This is a genomic window from Streptomyces sp. NPDC096205, assembly GCF_044763135.1.
Taxonomy (GTDB): Bacteria; Actinomycetota; Actinomycetes; order Streptomycetales; family Streptomycetaceae; genus Streptomyces.
In genome coordinates, this window is the sequence record NZ_JBIWFS010000001.1 from 1,361,606 (window position 1) to 1,378,680 (window position 17,075).

Sequence of the window (17,075 nt, forward strand, 5' to 3'; positions counted from 1 at the left end):
CTCCTCGTCCGGCGTGCCCCTCGTCGGACGCGCCGTTGCTGTTCAGCGGGCGATGCGAATGACGCCCGCGGTGCTGCCCACGACGATCCGGCCCCGGGTGTCGACGTCCACGGAGCTGACGTCGAGCCCGAGTTCGAGGTAGTAGGCGGTGGTCCTTCGGGGTCCCAGCGAGGTCAGCCGGATGTCGCCGCGCTGTCCCGCGCTGATCAGCAGGGGGCCGTCAGCGCCGCGGCGCACCCGCAGCTCGGTGACCGGGCTGTCGTGTGTGGTGATCCAGGCCCGCCGCTCGGGGTCGTCCCAGTCGGTGCGGTACACGGAGCCGTCGCCCGCACCGGTGTAGACGCCGTCGGCGTCGGCGGCGATCGCGGTGACACCGCGCGCCTTCTGGTCCAGTTCGAAGTGGTGCCGGTAGGTGCCGTCGGCGCCCCAGACGGTGACGTCCCGCGCGGTGCGGGCGGCGACCATGGCCGTGCCGTCGTGCCGTACGGCGGCCGCGGCACCGCCGAAACGCAGTCCGCGCGGGCGTACGACCCTGCGGTTCTTGCGGTCGTGGCGCCAGAACCAGCCGTCCGTGCCGGCGATGAGCAGGCCGGCCTCCGTCTGGGCGCAGCCGACGATCCGGCACCTGAGGTCGGGGTCCTCGAAGACCTGGCCGCGCGCGGGGTCGTCGAGGATCTGCATCCAGGCCGTGCCGTCGATCTGCCCGGCGAACAGGGCCGGTTCACCGCCGGCGTCGGCGAGGGTCTGGGCGGTCACCTGGGCGGTGCGGCGGGGCAGGGCGACCTCGTCCCAGGCGGGGTGGTCGCCACGGCCCCGGGTGCGGTGCGCGGTGCCCTCGACATCGACGAGGAGTTCGCGCCCGTCGGGGAGGCAGAAGACGTCGACGGCCGGCTCACGGCCGATGAGGGTGGGCTGCCAGCCGACGACGGACTGGCTTGCCCGGCGGGCGAGTTCGGGCAGCCGGTGCACCTGGGCGAGCAGGGCCATCCGGGACAGGGTGTGTCCGTCGGTGCGGTCGGAGTCGGCGAGCGCGGCGCACAGGGTCCGCAGCCGGGCGAGCCCGTCCTTGTCGTGCAGGACGGTCAACGCCCTGTGGAGCGCCTCGGAGTTCATCATGAGCAGGAACTCCGGGTCGTCCAGGAAGTCCGTGAGCCGGCCGGCCAGCCGCGCGTGGTGGGCGAAGTGCTCACGGGTGTAGCGGTCGGCGGCCGCCCAGTCCAGGGCGCCCGAGGAGCGGACGGGAAGTAACGCGGTCATCGCATCGACGAACCGGGCGTGCGCCTCCTGCTCGTCGACAGACTCAGCCAGGTACCGGGCGTGGGGGGAACGCTCGAACCTCCAGCCGTGTCCGTACATGCCGCCCTCCGGAGCAGCGAGGTAATCCGATGCCTTCTCCTGTACGAGGGTGAGGTCGGCCTGCGTCACCGGCCGCCCGCCCGCCCGTACGACGGCGTTCCACAGCCGTCCGTCGGCGGGCAGGCCCTCCCCCTGGGCCAGCGCCACCGGCAGCAGCAGGTCGGCCGCCCACTGGGTGTCGCCCTCGTCGTTCAGGGTGCCCAGCTGTTCCAGGAACAGCTCCGCGGTGGTCCGCTCGGCCCTGACGCGGGCCGTGTGCGGGTCGTCGGCGCTGAGGGACACGGCGAAAAGGTACGCCCGAAGCCACGAGTGACCGGCCGCCTGGGCCGTGTCGCGCGCGATGTCGGCGATCCAGCCCTGCTCGGCGTAGGTCCACTTGGTGTCCCTGCGGCTGCGCAGCACATGCGTGACGAACTCCGCGATGCCGTCCGGGTCGACGTACTCCTCGCTGTCCAGGTCGACCTGAGGGCCGGTGAATCCCTGGGGCGGCTCGCTGCAGGCGAAGACGACCCGGATCTGGTCGAGCGCGGCGAGCGGCATGATGAGCTCCGCGTACAGCCGGTCGGGGTCGGCGCAGGCGTCGACGGAGTCGAGGCAGATGGTGAGGGGGCCGGGCCGCTTCCCCAGGGCCTCGACCAGGGCCTGCGCGTCGCCGCGGTTGTCGATGCCGTACGCGGCGGCCACCCGGGACACGGCCACGGCGACGGACCGCCCGCGCATGTCGATGAGCTTGCCGAGGCTCGCGGGCGGGGCGACCGGAGGCGCGTCGGGGCCGGCCGGCAGGGGGTCGCCCTGGGCGGCGGTGTGGATCCAGTCCAGCAGCATGGACTTGCCGGAGCCCGCGCCGCCGGTCACCGCGAGGCAGTCGGCGCTCTTGTCGCCGGTCAGGAAGGAGATCACCGTGTCCGCCGCCGCGGCGCGGCCGCAGAAGGCCCAGCCGCTGCCCTCCTTGGCCTCGCGGGGCCGGCGGATCACGTACTGCATGTACCAGGGGTTGGGGAAGGCCCGGGTGGGTCCCGTAGGCGGCAGGAACTGGGGCCGGGGGGCCTCGCCCTGGGTGCGGAGCTTGCGCATGCGGACGCTGAGCTGGTCGAACAGCATCTGCATGGAGATGAACTCTTCGTCCGGCTGCGCCGGGGCGGTGCCGACGGCGTGTGCGAAGGACTCCACGAAGTGCAGCTGCTGCGCCTCCTGCACCCGGTCGACGGAGCCGAAGGCGGTGAGGACCGGCATCGCGTGGCCCTGCTTCTCCAGCTCTCCCTGCTGCTTCTTGAACCCGGACACGGACAGGCCGGCCCAGCAGTTGTCCAGCATGATCACGACCTCGCGGGGCCGTGGCCAGTCCTTGGCGAGCAGGATGTCGACCAGGTGGTCCGGGCGGAACATGCTGGTCAGCCGGTCCCTGTCGCTCCCGTGCGCGGCGATGTACAGGTTGCCCTTGCCGTCGTCGAGGGCGTGCCCGGAGTAGTAGAAGATCAGCAGGTCGGGCGGGGTTCCGTCGCCTTCGAGCGCGCGCTCGAAGCTCTCGACCACATGCGCCGCGTCCGGGTCGAGCCGTGAGTCGGTGTGGATGACGCAGTCGGCGGACTCGGCCAGGACGGCCTTCATCAGCCGCAGCTCGTCGGGCACCGAGGGCAGGGGTTCCAGGCCCTCGCCGAAGGTGCGGGTCCCCGAGACGAGCGCGACCCGGCCGGCCCGGAGGAGGCCCTCCGCGCCCAAGGCCTCCGCTCCCAGGGCTTCCGCGCCCAGGGCCGCCGCCGTCACCGCTCCCCGGCGAGCAGGGCCGCGCCGACGGCCTCGGCCAGGTCGGCCGTGGTGAGGTAACGGGTGACGGAGTGACCGCCGAGGACGTACCGACCGGGGTGGCGGCGGGGCAGGTTGACGACGGGCCTGTCGTCGACGCGCTCGTCGAAGAGCGGGCCCAGCTTCTTCACCAGCGCGACCGGGTCCTCCTCGGCCGCGATGTTGACCCAGCTGCGCACATGCGGCCAGGCCTTGTCGGCGGGTGACTGGAGCCGGTCGCGGATCACGCCGAGGCCGAGGGGCGAGCCCAGGGTGACGAAGGTGTCGATGTTCCACTCGGGGTGGGCGCACAGCGCCTCGTAGGCGACGACGGAGCCGAGGGAGTGGGCCACCACCACCCGGGTGTCCGGGGTGACGACCCGCTCGAACCGCTGCTGTGCGCAGACGCGGACCTCGTCGTCCGGGTCCAGATAGCGGCGGACCTGGCGGACCAGCCAGATCACCACCTTCTCCGGCGGCCGCCCGAGCCGCTCGGACCGCTCCAGCCGGCGCAACGCGGCCTGCACCAGGCCCTTGCCGCCCGACACAGGCTCCTCGGTGCCCTGCGCGAACGCCTCCAGCAGCGCGACCTCGAAGGGGTCCCGCACGTCCCCGCTCCGGAAGTTGGGGATGTCCGCGAACTCGTCCTCGGCGACGGCGACATTCTTACCGGGCTTCAGCCCCCGGTAGCAGTTGCCGTAGAACACGGCGGAGACCTGTTCGGGCGCCGGCACGGGGAGCGCGGCGTCGGTCATCGACATGCGCAGGGCGTCGTACCAGTCCGTGAACGCTGTCTCCCGGTGCTTGTACTGGTATCCGATGCCGTGACACATCACCACGTGCGCCATGCGTCCCCCTGTCCAATGGACCAGGATTATAGGGGAGTTACGGCACTTGGCACCCGGTCCACCGATATCGGGCCCGGACGGGTGAGGGCGGCCGTCTCCGAGCGGAAGCCGTGGCCGAGTTCGGGGGTGAGGCCGTGGTAGTGACGGAAGTTGTAGATGAGGGGACTCCAGCGGGCGGGGTCGATGTGCTGGGTGCCGGGCACCACGACACGTTCGTCCGCGTGGACGCGCAGCACCTCGCACTCGACGCCGAAGAACGCCCCGCCCCCGCCGGGGTTCATCGCCCGCACCCGCGCCTCCAGTTGCAACCCGCACTCGCCGACCCGGGGCGGTGTGACGAGGTCGGAGGGCACGGGGGTGAACCCGGCGGCCCCGAACTTGTCGGGCTCGTACCGGTACACCGCCCGCTTGGCCTCCGGCACCGGACTCGCCCCCGTCAGCGGACCGAGCCGCTCCACCCGCTCCCACAGCTCCGGCGAGGCCACACTGATCACCAACTCGGGCCGCTGGGCGAGATTGTGCGCGGTGTGGCTGTCACTGCCCAGCCCGAGCACGATGTGACGCCCCAGCGCCCACGCGGAGGAGATCGGCGCGAGGTTGCAGCTGCCGTCCTCGTTCTCGGTGCTCAGCAGCACCACGGGGGTGCCGAAGTAGAGGATGCTCGGGGTGATGACCCGGTGGGTGTCGTTCGTCATGCACGGCAGGCTAGGAGCGGGACGTTTCGACGGCGGCCGAAGTGTCGGGGCCGCCGGGGCCGGTGTCACTGTCGCTGTCGCTGTCGCTATCTCTGTGGCTGTCGCTGTCTCTGTGGCTGTCGCTGTCACAGTGGCTGTCGCTGTCACAGTGGCTGTCGCTGTCTCTGTGGCTGTCGCTGTGGCTGTCGTGCCACCCTTCGACGCGCCTCGAAGCGTCGGCCGCCGACAATGGTGCGGTGACCCACACCGACGCCTTCTCCGTGGAGCCGGATCTCGCGTCCCTCGCGGCATTGCTGGCCGACCGTACGCGGGCCGCGTTCTGTCTCGCGCTGCTGGACGGCCGGGCCTGGACGGCGACGGAACTGGCCCGGCTGGCCGGTGTCGCGCCCTCCACGGCGACCTCCCACCTCCACCGCCTGGTGGCCGGCGGCCTGCTGACCGAGGAACGCCGGGGCAGGCACCGCCATGTCCGGCTGGCCGACCCCGGGATCGCCGAGATGATCGAGGCCCTCGCGGCCCGGGCCCCACGGCACCGGGTCGCGATCCGCTCCCTCACGGCGGCCCGCCGCCACCGCGGGATGTCCTTCGCCCGCGTCTGCTACGACCACCTGGGCGGCTCGCTGGCGGTGTCCCTCACCGACGCGATGACCGAACAGGGCTTGCTGGACTGGGAGTACGGCCCCATGCTCACCCCGTCCGGCACGGCCCGGCTCACCGCCCTGGGCCTCACCCCGGCCCCTCATCTGCGCACCTGCCTGGACTGGACCGAACAGCGCCTCCACCTCGCGGGCGCGCTCGCGGCGGACCTCTACGCCCACGCACTGGCCGAGTCCTGGCTGGTGCCGGCCGAGGGCGCCCGCGTCGTACGCCTCACGGACCGGGGCCGGGAGGCCTTCCGGCGGCATCTGGGAGTGACGGTGCCGACAGAGGCGGCCACGACGAAGGACAGCGGATGACGACACCGCGGAAGAGTGCGGCCACGTTCACCATCCGAAAATAGAACACCGCTCACAGCCACCCGGCCCGCTCGGCCTGCAACGCCAGCTGGAAGCGGTTCGCGGCGCCCAGCCGGGCCATCAGGATCTGCAGGCGGCGGAACAGGGTGCGGCGGCTGACCCCCAGCTCCCGGGCGATGGCCTCGTCGCTCGCCCCGCCCGCGAGGAGCCGCAGCAGACGGCGGTCGGCCGGCGCGAGCCCGCCCGGCCGGGCGGTGCCGCCGTGCAGGGGCAGCGCGTTGTGCCAGGACTGCTCGAAGAGCGCCACGAGCGCGGACAGCAGACCGCAGGGCTGCACCACCAGCAGGGTGTTGACCACGTCCGCCTCGGTGATCGACAGCGAGACGAGCGCGTACGCCTCGTCGATGATCAGCAGCTTGACCGGCACCGACGGCAGCACCCTGGCCTGCTCGCCGGCCTCGATGCACGGTTCGATGACGTCCTTCAGATGCCCGGGGTGCTCCAGCGAGGCCCGGGAGTACACGACCCGCTGCGTGACGCCTCGGGCGAGCGTCGCGAGAGCGTCCTCACGCGCCCCTGGGACGGCGACGTACGGCGGCGACTCGAACTGCCGGATCTGTTCGCGGGCGCTCGCCCAGGCGTGCCGCATCCGCGCACCGATGGCGTCGCCGGTGACGACCTCGACGAGATCGTCGTTGTACGCCGCCAGCCGATGCCGCCGGAACGACTCGAAGGCGCCCCCGACCGCGATCCGCGACTCCTCGACCTCGGCCGCCCGGTGCCGGGCGAGGATCTCCAGGCCGGCGGCCGGCGGCACCGGAGCCACCACGTCCCCGGCCTCGTCGGCGGCACTGGCCAGCCCGGCGTCGACGAGCTCTCCGTACGCGGCGGCGAGCTCCTCGTCCCCCAGACCGGCCGAGGCACCGACCGCGCCGAGCGGGGCGGGCGCCACCTCCAGCAGGGCGAGGTAGACGCGGCCGGCGGCCTCGTCGACCCCGAGGAAGCGCAGGGCCTGCCGGAGTTTCGCGTTCGTCATACGCCGCATTATCGACGGCCCCCGCCCGACCGGATGGCCGATCCGTGCCACTGGCACTTCCTGGCACCCCGCGCGCACCCTGCGGGCTACGGTCCCTCGCACACGCACCCCACGAACGGGAGGGAACCTCGTGGCCAAGCGCCGTAAGAACGGTCTGTACGCAGGGATCTCCGACGAGTTGTCCGCCCTGATGCGCACCGGCTGGGCCGACACCGAGCGGCACGATCTGAAGCTCGACGAGCAGGCGCCGTACGCGGCCCGCCGCCGCGCGGCCCTGTCCGCGCGCTTCCCCGGCGAACGTCTGGTGATCCCGTCGGGCAACCTCAAGGTCCGCTCGAACGACGACACCTACCCCTTCCGCCCGTACTCCGGCTATGTCCACATGACCGGCGACCAGGCCAGGGACGGCGCCCTCGTCCTCGAACCCCGCGCGGACGGTGGCCACGACGCCTACTGCTACCAACTGCCGCGCGACAGCCGCGACTCCGACGAGTTCTGGCTCGGCTACACCGCCGAGCTGTGGATGGGCCGGCGCCGTTCCCTCGCCGAGTCCGAGCGTGTGCTCGGCCTGGCCTGCCGGGACGTCCGCACGGCGGCGGCCGACCTCGCGGCCGCCCCCGGGGTGCCGACCCGGATCGTGCGCGGCGTCGACGCGATGCTGGAGGCCGCCGTCACCACGGACGAGGAGCGCGACGACGAACTGGAAGAGGCCCTGAGCGAGCTCCGTCTGGTGAAGGACGAGTGGGAGGTGGGCGAGCTGCGCAAGGCCGTCGACTCCACGGTCCGCGGCTTCACCGACGTCGTCGGCGAACTCTCCCGCGCCATCGCCTCGTCCGAGCGCTGGATCGAGGGCACCTTCTTCCGCCGGGCGCGCCTGGAGGGCAACTCCGTCGGCTACGGCACGATCTGCGCCGCGGGCGAACACGCCACGATCATGCACTGGACGTCCAACGACGGCCCGGTCCGCCCCGGCGACCTCCTGCTCCTCGACGCCGGCGTCGAGACCCACACCCTCTACACGGCGGACGTCACCCGCACGCTCCCGATCAACGGCACCTTCACCCCGGTCCAGCGCCAGGTCTACGACGCGGTCCACGAGGCCCAGGAAGCCGGCATGTCCGCCGTGAAGCCCGGCGCCCACTACCGGGACTTCCACGAGGCGGCCCAACGCTCCCTCACGGCCCGCCTGGTCGACTGGGGCTTCATCGAGGGCCCCGCCGACCGCGCCTACGACCTCGGCCTCCAGCGCCGCTTCACCATGGCCGGCACCGGCCACATGCTCGGCCTCGACGTCCACGACTGCGCCCACGCCCGCAACGAGGACTACGTCGACGGCATCCTGCAGCCCGGCATGGTCCTCACCGTCGAACCCGGCCTCTACTTCCAGCCCGACGACCTCACCGTGCCGGAGGCCTGGCGCGGCATCGGCGTCCGCATCGAGGACGACCTCCTCGTCACCGACTCGGGCCACGAGAACCTCTCGGCGGGGCTGCCGCGCTCTGCCGACGAGGTGGAGGCGTGGATGGCGGAGTTCGGGGGCTGAGCACCACGAAGCCGCGCATTGCCCGGCCCGCTGAGCGAGCGTCACATGAGCAGGGCTCAGGTGCCTTACTTGGCGGGCTCCAGGATCGCCACGCACTCCACGTGGTGGGTCATCGCAAAGATGTCAGCCTGGAGGGATCATGGAAAAGCACAGGTCAGAGCCGGTTTTCGGCTCATCGTCCTTCGTGCGGGCGCCCAGAGCGTCAAACGAGCGTCAAGGCCGAGAGTCCGTCCCGCTCAGGGCTGAGAAGACTGCGGCAACCAGCTCACCGGGGCTCCGCCCTCGCTCGCTCCGGACACCAGCTCGCACATCATGACCCTCGCAACGCCTCCGGCCGCCATCATGGAGTCATGTCCTCCGGCCCGCAGCGCCCCGCACCCACCCCGAGGAACGTCTCGGGCGCGGACGCCGAGGACCTCGCACTGTACCGGGAGAGGTTCCGCCGCCGTCTGCCGCAGTCACTGGACGAGCTGCGCGGGCCGACCCACGGTGCCGTGGATCTGCCGCTGCACATGGCCTGGTCCAGATGACCTCAGAACCTCTCGGCCGCCCTGAGCCGTAACTCCTCGCGGAACTGCTGCCGTTCGGCGGTCAGCCCGCCCCCTTGTGGATACCGCATGCCTTCGGTGATACCTCACAGGCGACAAAGTCGTCAGCCCCCACGACTCCACGAGTTCAACCTCAGTAAGCAGGTCGATCGATTGGCCCACCACTCAAGCGTGGCAGTGCGCTGCCATCTGTCCATATCGCAAGTATCGCTGGCGGGTCGGCGGTCCAGCCCTTGGAAACGCAAGATCGTGTCACGAGCTCTTAGGGCTCCTGGTCGCTCAGGGCAGCGGGCGTGAGGGTTTCAAGCCATTCTTCTGTCTCGATTGGGCTCAGGACCCGGTCGAGGTGGACGGTCGGTGTCATCCGCTCGAACCTGCGAGCCACACTAGGAGAAGGATTACTCTTCGCGAAATGCAATACGAGGACACGCACGCCCCGAACGGCCTCTATGTCGGCTGGCAGCTGATCTGGGCTGAGAGGTGTGCCGTTCGCGTCCAGGAGCCTGAAGGCGGGGATCACAGCCTCACCGGCGTTGGGGAAGATGCGTTCGATCAAAAGGTCGTGGAGCTGACCCATGTCTGCCACTCCACTCATGGTGAGTGCATATGACATGCGGTCCGGAACGTTGATCACTATGAGCGGCTCGTCATCGAGTACGGATGCGAGCACGCGGACCCAGTCGGCCTCTTGCGACCGTTCGGCGACCGCTGAAGCATAGGTTCGCAATTCGCCCTTGGCATCCTCGGCCACAGCCGCGCGGAAGCGGGCATCTACCATGACAGTGGTCAGTGCACTGAGCCAGTACTCCATGTCGAACCAGGACATGGCAATCCGCGTCATGGCTTCCTGGCGCGCGCCATCTCGCTTCCGCCACCACCGGCTGCGCCGCGTCAAGCCCTGGATCAGACGGTCGGCGTGCTTACTGGACGGCTCAGGCAAGGGGCTGCCACCAGTCGCTCGGGACCAGAGCTCTGGCACTGCCGCGTTGAGCATCATCGCCTCCGCCGCGCGCGCTGGCAGTACCTCAACGAGAGCCATGGGCGATCCGCCCCATTCGACACAGGCGCCCGCCAGCACTGCGGCCTCCGCGTAGTCTCCAGCCAGACCGGGCAACAAGGGTGCGAGTCCCTGCACCGCGGCCGTCAGGCTTTCAGGCCCTTCATGTCGGGCAGTGGTCGCCAACTCTTCCATTGTGCCGCGATAGGCGTCGCTACCCGACTCCATTTGAGCGACCAAGTCCTCCAGCAAACGCTGGATCTGTACAGACACGATCCGGTCACCACCAGGGATAGCAGGGAGGAGGAGGTTGCAAGAAACCGACATCATTCATGACGCTCCGGAATTTCCAGACTTCCGTTGAGGGCGCGGGAAATCCATTCCTCAAATTTCATATTGAGTGAAAAAAGAGCCTTCATGCCATCTTCGTTTCCATCCCATCCCCACATAGGGCCAGATGGGTCACGGCAATCGGCGAGCGACCAGATTCCACAGCCCCACTCATAGAGCCAAATGTAATGAGGGGGGAACTCTTCGTCTGGATCATCCTGTATAGCCTTATGAATGTGAACAATGTCTGACCAATCGCCATTCCACTCACCTCCCGGAACTCCCAGCACGCCGCCCTCGGGGCCGAAGCCACCATTAGCTGCCTCGAGATAGAGTCGCCTTAGTAGGACAGGAATCGGAAATCCGATCTGCTGCTCTGCCATCGCCACAACGGCCTCTGAGGCGGGATCTGGAAGGCCTTCCAACTCGGCCGCATGCCTCACTCGTCGAACAATCTCGTCCTGGTCCATGGCTCCATCTCAACAAGTTTGGGGGGGGACGGGGCGCCCGTCATACGGAGCCCCGCCCCCTTTCAGCTCAGCTCAGCGGCCGCGTCCCGCACGTCCGCCGAAGAACCCATTCTTCAAGTTGCGAAGTACGACATTCAGGGCGGCGCCGCGGCCCGTCGTCCCACGCAACTCCTTCAGCAGCGGCGTGTTGATCACCTTGCCGTTGATCATACCGTTGCTCCTCACGGGGATCTTGACGTCATCACGGCCGAAGAACCGGGTGAGCTGTCGAGCACAGTGATCAGAACATACCCTGACACTTACATAGGCGCTCTGGACGCGTGTGATCCTGGATCCAAGGTCCTTCTCCTGCTGCTTTATATCTGCCCGGAACTTGGCCGCCGCATCCTCCGAATGCCCTTTACCATCGGAGGCAGATGCCTTGTACACGGGGACGCCGAGCCGCGTGTATTCGTCCATCAAGTTCTGAGGCAGACCACCCTTGCTGGCGAACCCGACGACGCGCGTAGGGTCAACCGCACCGAAACCCTTTCCCTTTACCTCGACCTGCGCAAGGGTCAAGGTGAAGTTGCCTCGGCATTTTGCGGGGTTCTTCTTGCAGAAGTCAGCTAGCGTCTGGAGGCTCTGCTGGAACTGGTACTGATTCCCGTTGAAGAATTCATACTGATTCGCGATCGCGCGGATGAGCCCGACGGTCAGGGCGGTGTTCACCAGCGTAGGGGCTTCACTGGCCGGCGGAGGGGGTGGGCTTCCACCCCCATCTGTCGATCCCGATCCCCCGCCTTGGGATGCATGGCAGGAGTCGCATGACTCCTCACGGACGGGCCCCGTAGGGCCGTCATTAGGACAATCGCCATTCCCCTTGCTGCCGCAGGCAAGTATGAGGCCGGTTGGGTCGGAGAAGGTGACGGGGTTGTTGTTGCTGTAGGCGTATCCGTTGATCTGCTGTGGATCGCTGAGATCCATGATCGGGTCGACCGAGATAAACCTGCCCGTCGCGGAATCGTATTCGCGCGCTCCGAGGTGGGTCAGGCCGGTGGTTTCGGTGTCGTCGGTGCCGCCGACGTAACCCTTGGTTCCGGTCCAAGTGCCGGTGGCTGTACCGCGGTTGCCACCGAAGGGCAGGGTGCGGCGCTGGGACAGGCCGAGGTCGGCAGTCTTGATCTGGAGCTGGCCGGTGCCGAGGTGGTCGGCGACGGTGATGGAAATCGAGCCGTCGTTGGCCTGAACGGCCTGGTTGCCGCTCCCCAGGTCGATGTACCGGGTGGCCTTGGTCGTGGTCGCGTCCTTGGGCAGGACGATTTCGGTGTTGCCGAGGTAGAGCGTGGTCTCGTTCGGGCCGCGGGCGATCAGCCGGCTGCCGTCGGCGTCGTACACGTACTCGGTGACCTCGGCCGGCTTGCCCTCGACGGGCTGGGTGACCTTGGTGACGTGGCCCTCGGCGTCCCACTCCAGCGTCTGGGTGGTGTCGCCGATCATGCGGTCGGTGGTGTTGCCGGTCTTGTCATAGATATAGCTGGTCTTCGACGTGCCCGACGGACCGGCCTCGTTCACCTCGGTGAGCGTGTGCGGCTGAGGGCCGCCGGCCGGCGGGTGGACGTAAGAGCGGGTGGTGTCGCCGCCCCCGTTATGCAGAGTCTCGGTCTTGCGGTTGCCTGTCTCGTCGTAGGTGTAGGAGTGCCAGTACGGCGCCACGCCACCCACCACGCTCTGGGCGGGCGCGGCCGAGCAGGCGGTGTCGCCCTCAGTCCACGCCTCCGTCATGCGGCGCAGGTAGTCGTAGGTGAAGCACTGGGTATCGGTGCCGTCGCGTGACACGTCGGCGATCGACCGGATGCTGCCGACCTGGTCGTAGCCGAACGTGGTGGCCCGGTCAACACCGGCGATGTCTTGCCGGTCCACGCGGGAGGTGGCCAGCCGCTGGGTGCCCCACTCGTAGGTGTTGGTCACCCAGGTCTTCTTCGCACCCGCTGCCGTGGAGCCATACTCGTACTGCAGCGGCTTGCCCGTGTGGGAGTACGTGGTGTCTGCTTGGAAGCCGTCACCGAGGATCGACACCGGACGCAGGGCGGAGTCGTACGAGTAGCCGTAAGAACCGGCCGGCAGGGCGCCCGCCGCCGAGTACGACACACCCGACACTAGACCGGAAGGCTTGTAAGTGATGCCCGCCTGGTAGGTGCCCGCCAGGGCGCCCTCGGACGTCGGGACCGTCACTGAGGTGCGCACCGGCCGGTACAGCAGGTCGTACGTCACGACCTCGCTGGTGTACTTGTCACCGTCCGCGTCGTACCGGGTTGCGGAGGCCAGATAGCCCTTGGCGCCGGTGATCGTGTCGTACGTCCACGAGGCGCGGAGGGTGCCGGTGGCGCTGGCGTCGCGCAGCTCGGTCTGGCGGCCGAGCTGGTCGTAGACCCGGAACAGAACCCGGTTCTCGGAGTCCTTGGTGGTGATGAGCCGGCCACGGTCGTCGTACGTGCTGACGGTGACGCCCTTGTCGGGGTCCGTGGACTTGATCCGGTTGCCAAGCAGGTCATACTCGTACAGCCACTGGTTGCCGGCCGGGTCGGTGACCTGGGACAGCTTGCCGGACGGGGTGTGCTTGTACGTGGTGGAGTCGTAGGTGGCCGTCGCGCTGCGCGTGTGGTGCTGGCGCGACTCCACGATCTGGCCGCGGACATTGGTCAGGGTGGTGGTGGCGGTGCCGCCCAGGGGCGGGATCACCGTGGTGCGGTCACCGTTGTAGCTGGTGGTGGTGGTGCCCAGGTCGGCGCCGCCGTCGCCGTTGCCCGCGACACGCTTGGTTGTGATCTCGCGGTTCAAACCGTCGTAGGCGTGCCAGGTCTGTGTCTCCGCGCTCAGCGCGTCGACCGGCTTGAAAAGCTCCCGATTGGGCGCGCCGGTCGTGTAGTAGGAGGCGAACTCCTTGGCGAGCAGGCCGCGTTCATCGTAGAAGTTGTCCGCGATCAGGCGTCCGCCGTCGGGGCCGATGTCCTGCGTCTGGCGGACCCGCAGCAGACCGTCGTACAGGGTGTACGACGCGATCTGGGCGCCGCCGTTGTCCAGAGTGAGGGTGCGAACCGCGGTCGGTTTGCCCTCGTCGATGAAGTAGTTGAACTCGTACGACGGCGTCTGTCCGGTCCTGCGGTCGGCGAGCCAGATCTTGTCGGCGCGGCCTAGCGCGTCGTACGTGAAGCTCTCGATCTTGCCGTTGCTGTCCGTCTGCTCTGTGGGCAGGCCACGCAGCGTTTCCAGCGTCGTGGTGCTCGTCTGCGCAGTTGTCGAATTCCCTGCCTTGGCCGGCGGCGTGGTCGTGGTGACCGTCGTCGGGAAGCCGGTGGCCGGGGTGTAGGCGGTAGTGCTGGTCAGACCGTCGCTGCGCGCGGCGCGCACCGGAGCGGTCGTCTCGGTGGCGGTGACGTTCGCTGTCAGGTCGGTGGCCGTCAGGGAGCGGCCGTAGGCGTCGAAGGTGGCACCGGTTTCCAGGTAGGTGCCGGTGGTGCCGTTGTGCTTGGTCAGCGTGGCGGAGGCGGTTGCGTCGCCCTTGGTGGGCGACGCGCCGTAGGCGAGGCCGTCGTACGCGCTGCGCACGTCAGAGACGACCTGCTTGGTGCGGTCCGGGGTGGTGGCACACAACACCGACACCGTCTCCACCCGCGAGGGCAGGGTGAGGATGTTGGCGGTGGCGTTGGTTGTGTAGGTGGTGCGGGTGCACAAGTCGTCGGTCGTGGTGGAGGTGTCGCCCTGGTCGTCGACCTTGGTGACGCGTCCAGCGACGGTGTCGTGCGTCATCGCGACCGAGGTGGTGCGCCACTGGCTGCCCGCCCCGTCGTCCAGCGACGTCCAGGTCCGCGACTCGCCGGTACCGGCGAGGTTCGCGGTCACCGTGCCCCACGAGCGGACCCTCTTCGCAGTCTCGTGGTACCAGGGCCGCTCGACGGTCTTCGCCAGCACCTTGCCGCCCGGACCGGAGTACGTGGCGGTCTTGTATGCGAAACCGGCCGCCGACTCGTGGTCGACGATGGGGTCGCCCTCGCCGGTGTCGAGGGTGACGCTGACGGTCTTGGTACCACCGGAGGCGTTCAGCCGGTCACCGTGCATACCCCGCAGGAACCAGCTGTCCGCTTGCGTTTTCATGTACGTGGCGCCGCCCTGGCCGCCGGTCTTGACCCGGACGTGGCCGTAACCACGCCACTGCGACCAGGTCTTGTTCTTCTCCTCGGTCAGACCGTCATCGTCGTCGTAATGCCACGCACTACCGCCCAGGTACTCGTACGCGGTCACCGCGTCCGGCGCACCACCCGTGCGGTCCGTGGCGGTCACCGAGGTCACGACATACTTGTTGAACCAGTGCTCCTCCGGCGCCTCGGTGCCCCACCCCCCCAGCATCTGCGGGAAGCACCGGGTGGTGTTCGTCTCCGGCGTCGGCAGCGCGGCCGGGTCGCAGGCCGAAGCTGAGTAGTTGACGTCGATCTGCCCGCCGTGCTCGTCGGCGACCGTCGACAGGCGCGCCTTGATGAACGGGGCGTAGCCGTCCCCCGTTGCGTCCATGCGGTTGGCCAGCTGTGTGTAGGCCAGCGTCGTCTTTGGCAGCGTGATCGGGGTGGCACCGGTGTGGCCGGTGTGCTGGATGGAGTCCAGCAGCAGCTGGTAGTCGACGTCCGCCTGACCCCAGCGGTGCGTCAGCGCCCAGGAATCAACCTTGCTGTAAGCCGTACCGTTGAGGACCGAGGTGGAGATGCCGGTCAGCCGCTTACGGGTCCAGAAGGTCGGCGCGAGCCGCCCGTTGTCGCAGTCGGTGCCCGCCACGCAGTTCATGTCCCACGGGGTGTCGTACCAGTAGAACGAGTCCGTGGAGATCGACGAACACGTCGTGCTCGCGTTCGGTATGCACCGCTCCGAGTTGGTGAACTCCACCTTGGCCAACGGCTGCTGATAGAAGGCGGCGTGCAGACCGTACTCGATACGCTTGAGGTACCCGCCTCGTACGTACGGGGTGTCGTCCGCGGCCTTGAGGTTACGGCCGTAGGAGTTGGTCTCCTTGCCGTAGTAGTACGTTATCCGGTTGTTGTGCGTGTCGATGACGGCGTCCAGGTTCCAGCGCCAAGTCTGCTGGCACCAGGAGGCGGCGAAGGTGCTGGCGTTGCACGGCTCGTTGGCGTCATCGCCAAAGACAGGCACGGTCCAGGATGAGTTTGTCTCTTCCTTGCCCTCTGCCCAGCCGGAAAGACGGTTGTACCCGAAGTAGTAGCGCGTGCCGTCAGGGGTGGTTACGCGCCAGTACTCACCGTCGTTGTCGCCGTTGGCCAGCGCGGTGTTGCGCAGCCGCTTGACGAGCGTGCCGTCGTCCTGCTTCAGCTTGAACTCGTCGGTCACCCCGGTCGGGACGAGCTCGCCGCCCTTGCCGTTGAAGGTGATGTAGGCGTTGTCATAGCCCCAGCACAGGTCGCCCGGCTTGTTGACACCGTCGGCGGCCGTCTGACCGTCGTCCGCGCACGCCTTGTAGCGGCGCTCGATGAAACCGGGCGACAACTCGAAGCCGTCGCCGACCCACGAGGACTGGTTGTTGGTGTTGCCGGTACGGCCGTCGACCGTGCCGGAGGAGTACCTCAGACCAACGTGCGGGGTGAGGCCGCCGGGCACCTCGGGCACCGGGATGTCGTACGACCAACCGAAGTCACCGGTGTTGAGGTCGGTGCGCCAGGTCGCCGATGGGGACAGCGGACTTGCCTTGTATTCGCCGGTCTTGCCCGCGTCCCCGGAGGTCGTGGCCATCAAGGTGGGCGAGCTGCTGCTCACCGAAACTCTGCGAGCGGTGAGTGTCTGTGCCTCGGTGTCATTCTCCGTGGGCAGAAGCGTGGCGGTGCGGCACGCCTTCTTCTTCGGCGTGGTCAGCGCACAGGCGGGCAGCTCCACCAGGGCCAGCCGGGAGGCGTAGGCACCGCCGAACGCCTCGGCGAACTCCGAGTAGTCCAGCGTGGCGCCCACCATACCGGCGGACGTCTTGTCCTTGGCCTTCAGGGTGAACAGCACCCCGTCGACGCCCGCCTTCTTCGCGGCCTCACGGCCTAGGACCTTCGCCTCGATGGTGCCGCCGGTCGCCGACTTCACCTTCTTCGCAGGCGTGTTCAGTGCAACCGGGAGCCCCTTGGCCTTCACCGGGGCACCGGCCTTGGCGGTCGGCTCCTTCAGCATGACGAGGGCGGCACCCGCCTCGGGCCAGTCGGCCTTCGGCGCCTCCTGCGGGGTGCGCGGGCCCTTCTGGAGCTTCCGCGGCTTGACCTTCGTACCGGACGTGCCCGCAACCGGCTTGTCCGGATCGGAGACCTCGGGGCGTCCCTTGCCCGCCGCCTCGGCGGCCGGCGTGAACGCCGTCGCCTGCAACAGCGTGGCGACCATCACCGCCGATGTTCCCAGGGCGACTCTGCGCCCCAGAACTGACCTTCTGCGCCTTGGAGCGGATTTCCACCGCAGGGCAGCTACGCGCCATGGGCGCGGTATGCCATACATGCTTTGA

The 17,075-nt window shown here is 68.7% G+C and carries 10 protein-coding genes; 3 read left to right on the plus strand and 7 right to left on the minus strand.

The window, feature by feature from the left end; translation table 11 throughout:
• Positions 1–42: 42 nt before the first annotated feature.
• The 3 genes from ACIQ6Y_RS05745 to ACIQ6Y_RS05755 are packed head-to-tail and all read right to left on the minus strand — an operon-like array spanning position 43 to position 4,681.
• Positions 43–3,120, minus strand: a complete 3,078-nt coding sequence (locus tag ACIQ6Y_RS05745) for a caspase family protein (protein WP_404033377.1) — start codon at positions 3,118–3,120, stop codon at positions 43–45.
• A complete protein-coding gene (locus ACIQ6Y_RS05750; protein ID WP_404033380.1) occupies positions 3,117–3,986 on the minus strand; it encodes a hypothetical protein in 870 nt (289 codons plus the stop codon). Before ACIQ6Y_RS05750 ends, ACIQ6Y_RS05745 begins: the two co-directional genes overlap by 4 nt.
• Positions 3,987–4,012: 26 nt before the next feature.
• Positions 4,013–4,681, minus strand: coding sequence for a flavin reductase family protein (locus ACIQ6Y_RS05755; protein WP_404033383.1), 669 nt, complete (start codon positions 4,679–4,681; stop codon positions 4,013–4,015).
• Positions 4,682–4,917: 236 nt separating this feature from the next.
• On the opposite strand from ACIQ6Y_RS05755, the gene ACIQ6Y_RS05760 reads away from it, so the two are divergent.
• Complete coding sequence (locus ACIQ6Y_RS05760; protein ID WP_404033386.1) at positions 4,918–5,637, plus strand: ArsR/SmtB family transcription factor; 720 nt, start codon at positions 4,918–4,920, stop codon at positions 5,635–5,637.
• A gap of 52 nt (positions 5,638–5,689) precedes the next feature.
• On the opposite strand, the gene ACIQ6Y_RS05765 is transcribed toward ACIQ6Y_RS05760, so the two are convergent.
• Positions 5,690–6,673, minus strand: coding sequence for a LuxR family transcriptional regulator (locus ACIQ6Y_RS05765; protein ID WP_404033389.1), 984 nt, complete (start codon positions 6,671–6,673; stop codon positions 5,690–5,692).
• A gap of 130 nt (positions 6,674–6,803) precedes the next feature.
• On the opposite strand from ACIQ6Y_RS05765, the gene ACIQ6Y_RS05770 reads away from it, so the two are divergent.
• Together ACIQ6Y_RS05770 and ACIQ6Y_RS05775 are read left to right on the plus strand one after the other, a co-directional pair.
• Positions 6,804–8,216: an aminopeptidase P family protein gene (locus tag ACIQ6Y_RS05770; RefSeq protein WP_404033392.1), complete on the plus strand. Its 1,413-nt coding sequence runs from the start codon at positions 6,804–6,806 to the stop codon at positions 8,214–8,216.
• Positions 8,217–8,566: 350 nt separating this feature from the next.
• Positions 8,567–8,746: a hypothetical protein gene (locus tag ACIQ6Y_RS05775; RefSeq protein WP_404033395.1), complete on the plus strand. Its 180-nt coding sequence runs from the start codon at positions 8,567–8,569 to the stop codon at positions 8,744–8,746.
• A 280-nt stretch (positions 8,747–9,026) separates the two neighbouring features.
• On the opposite strand, the gene ACIQ6Y_RS05780 is transcribed toward ACIQ6Y_RS05775, so the two are convergent.
• The 3 genes from ACIQ6Y_RS05780 to ACIQ6Y_RS05790 all read right to left on the minus strand — a co-directional run bounded on the left by ACIQ6Y_RS05780 (position 9,027) and on the right by ACIQ6Y_RS05790 (position 16,957).
• Positions 9,027–10,034 (minus strand): hypothetical protein, encoded by a 1,008-nt coding sequence (locus tag ACIQ6Y_RS05780; RefSeq protein ID WP_404033398.1) that lies wholly within the window; start codon positions 10,032–10,034, stop codon positions 9,027–9,029.
• Positions 10,035–10,087: 53 nt separating this feature from the next.
• Positions 10,088–10,561: an SMI1/KNR4 family protein gene (locus ACIQ6Y_RS05785; protein ID WP_404033400.1), complete on the minus strand. Its 474-nt coding sequence runs from the start codon at positions 10,559–10,561 to the stop codon at positions 10,088–10,090.
• A gap of 72 nt (positions 10,562–10,633) precedes the next feature.
• Positions 10,634–16,957, minus strand: coding sequence for an RHS repeat-associated core domain-containing protein (locus tag ACIQ6Y_RS05790; RefSeq protein WP_404033403.1), 6,324 nt, complete (start codon positions 16,955–16,957; stop codon positions 10,634–10,636).
• Between the last annotated feature and the right edge of the window lie 118 nt (positions 16,958–17,075).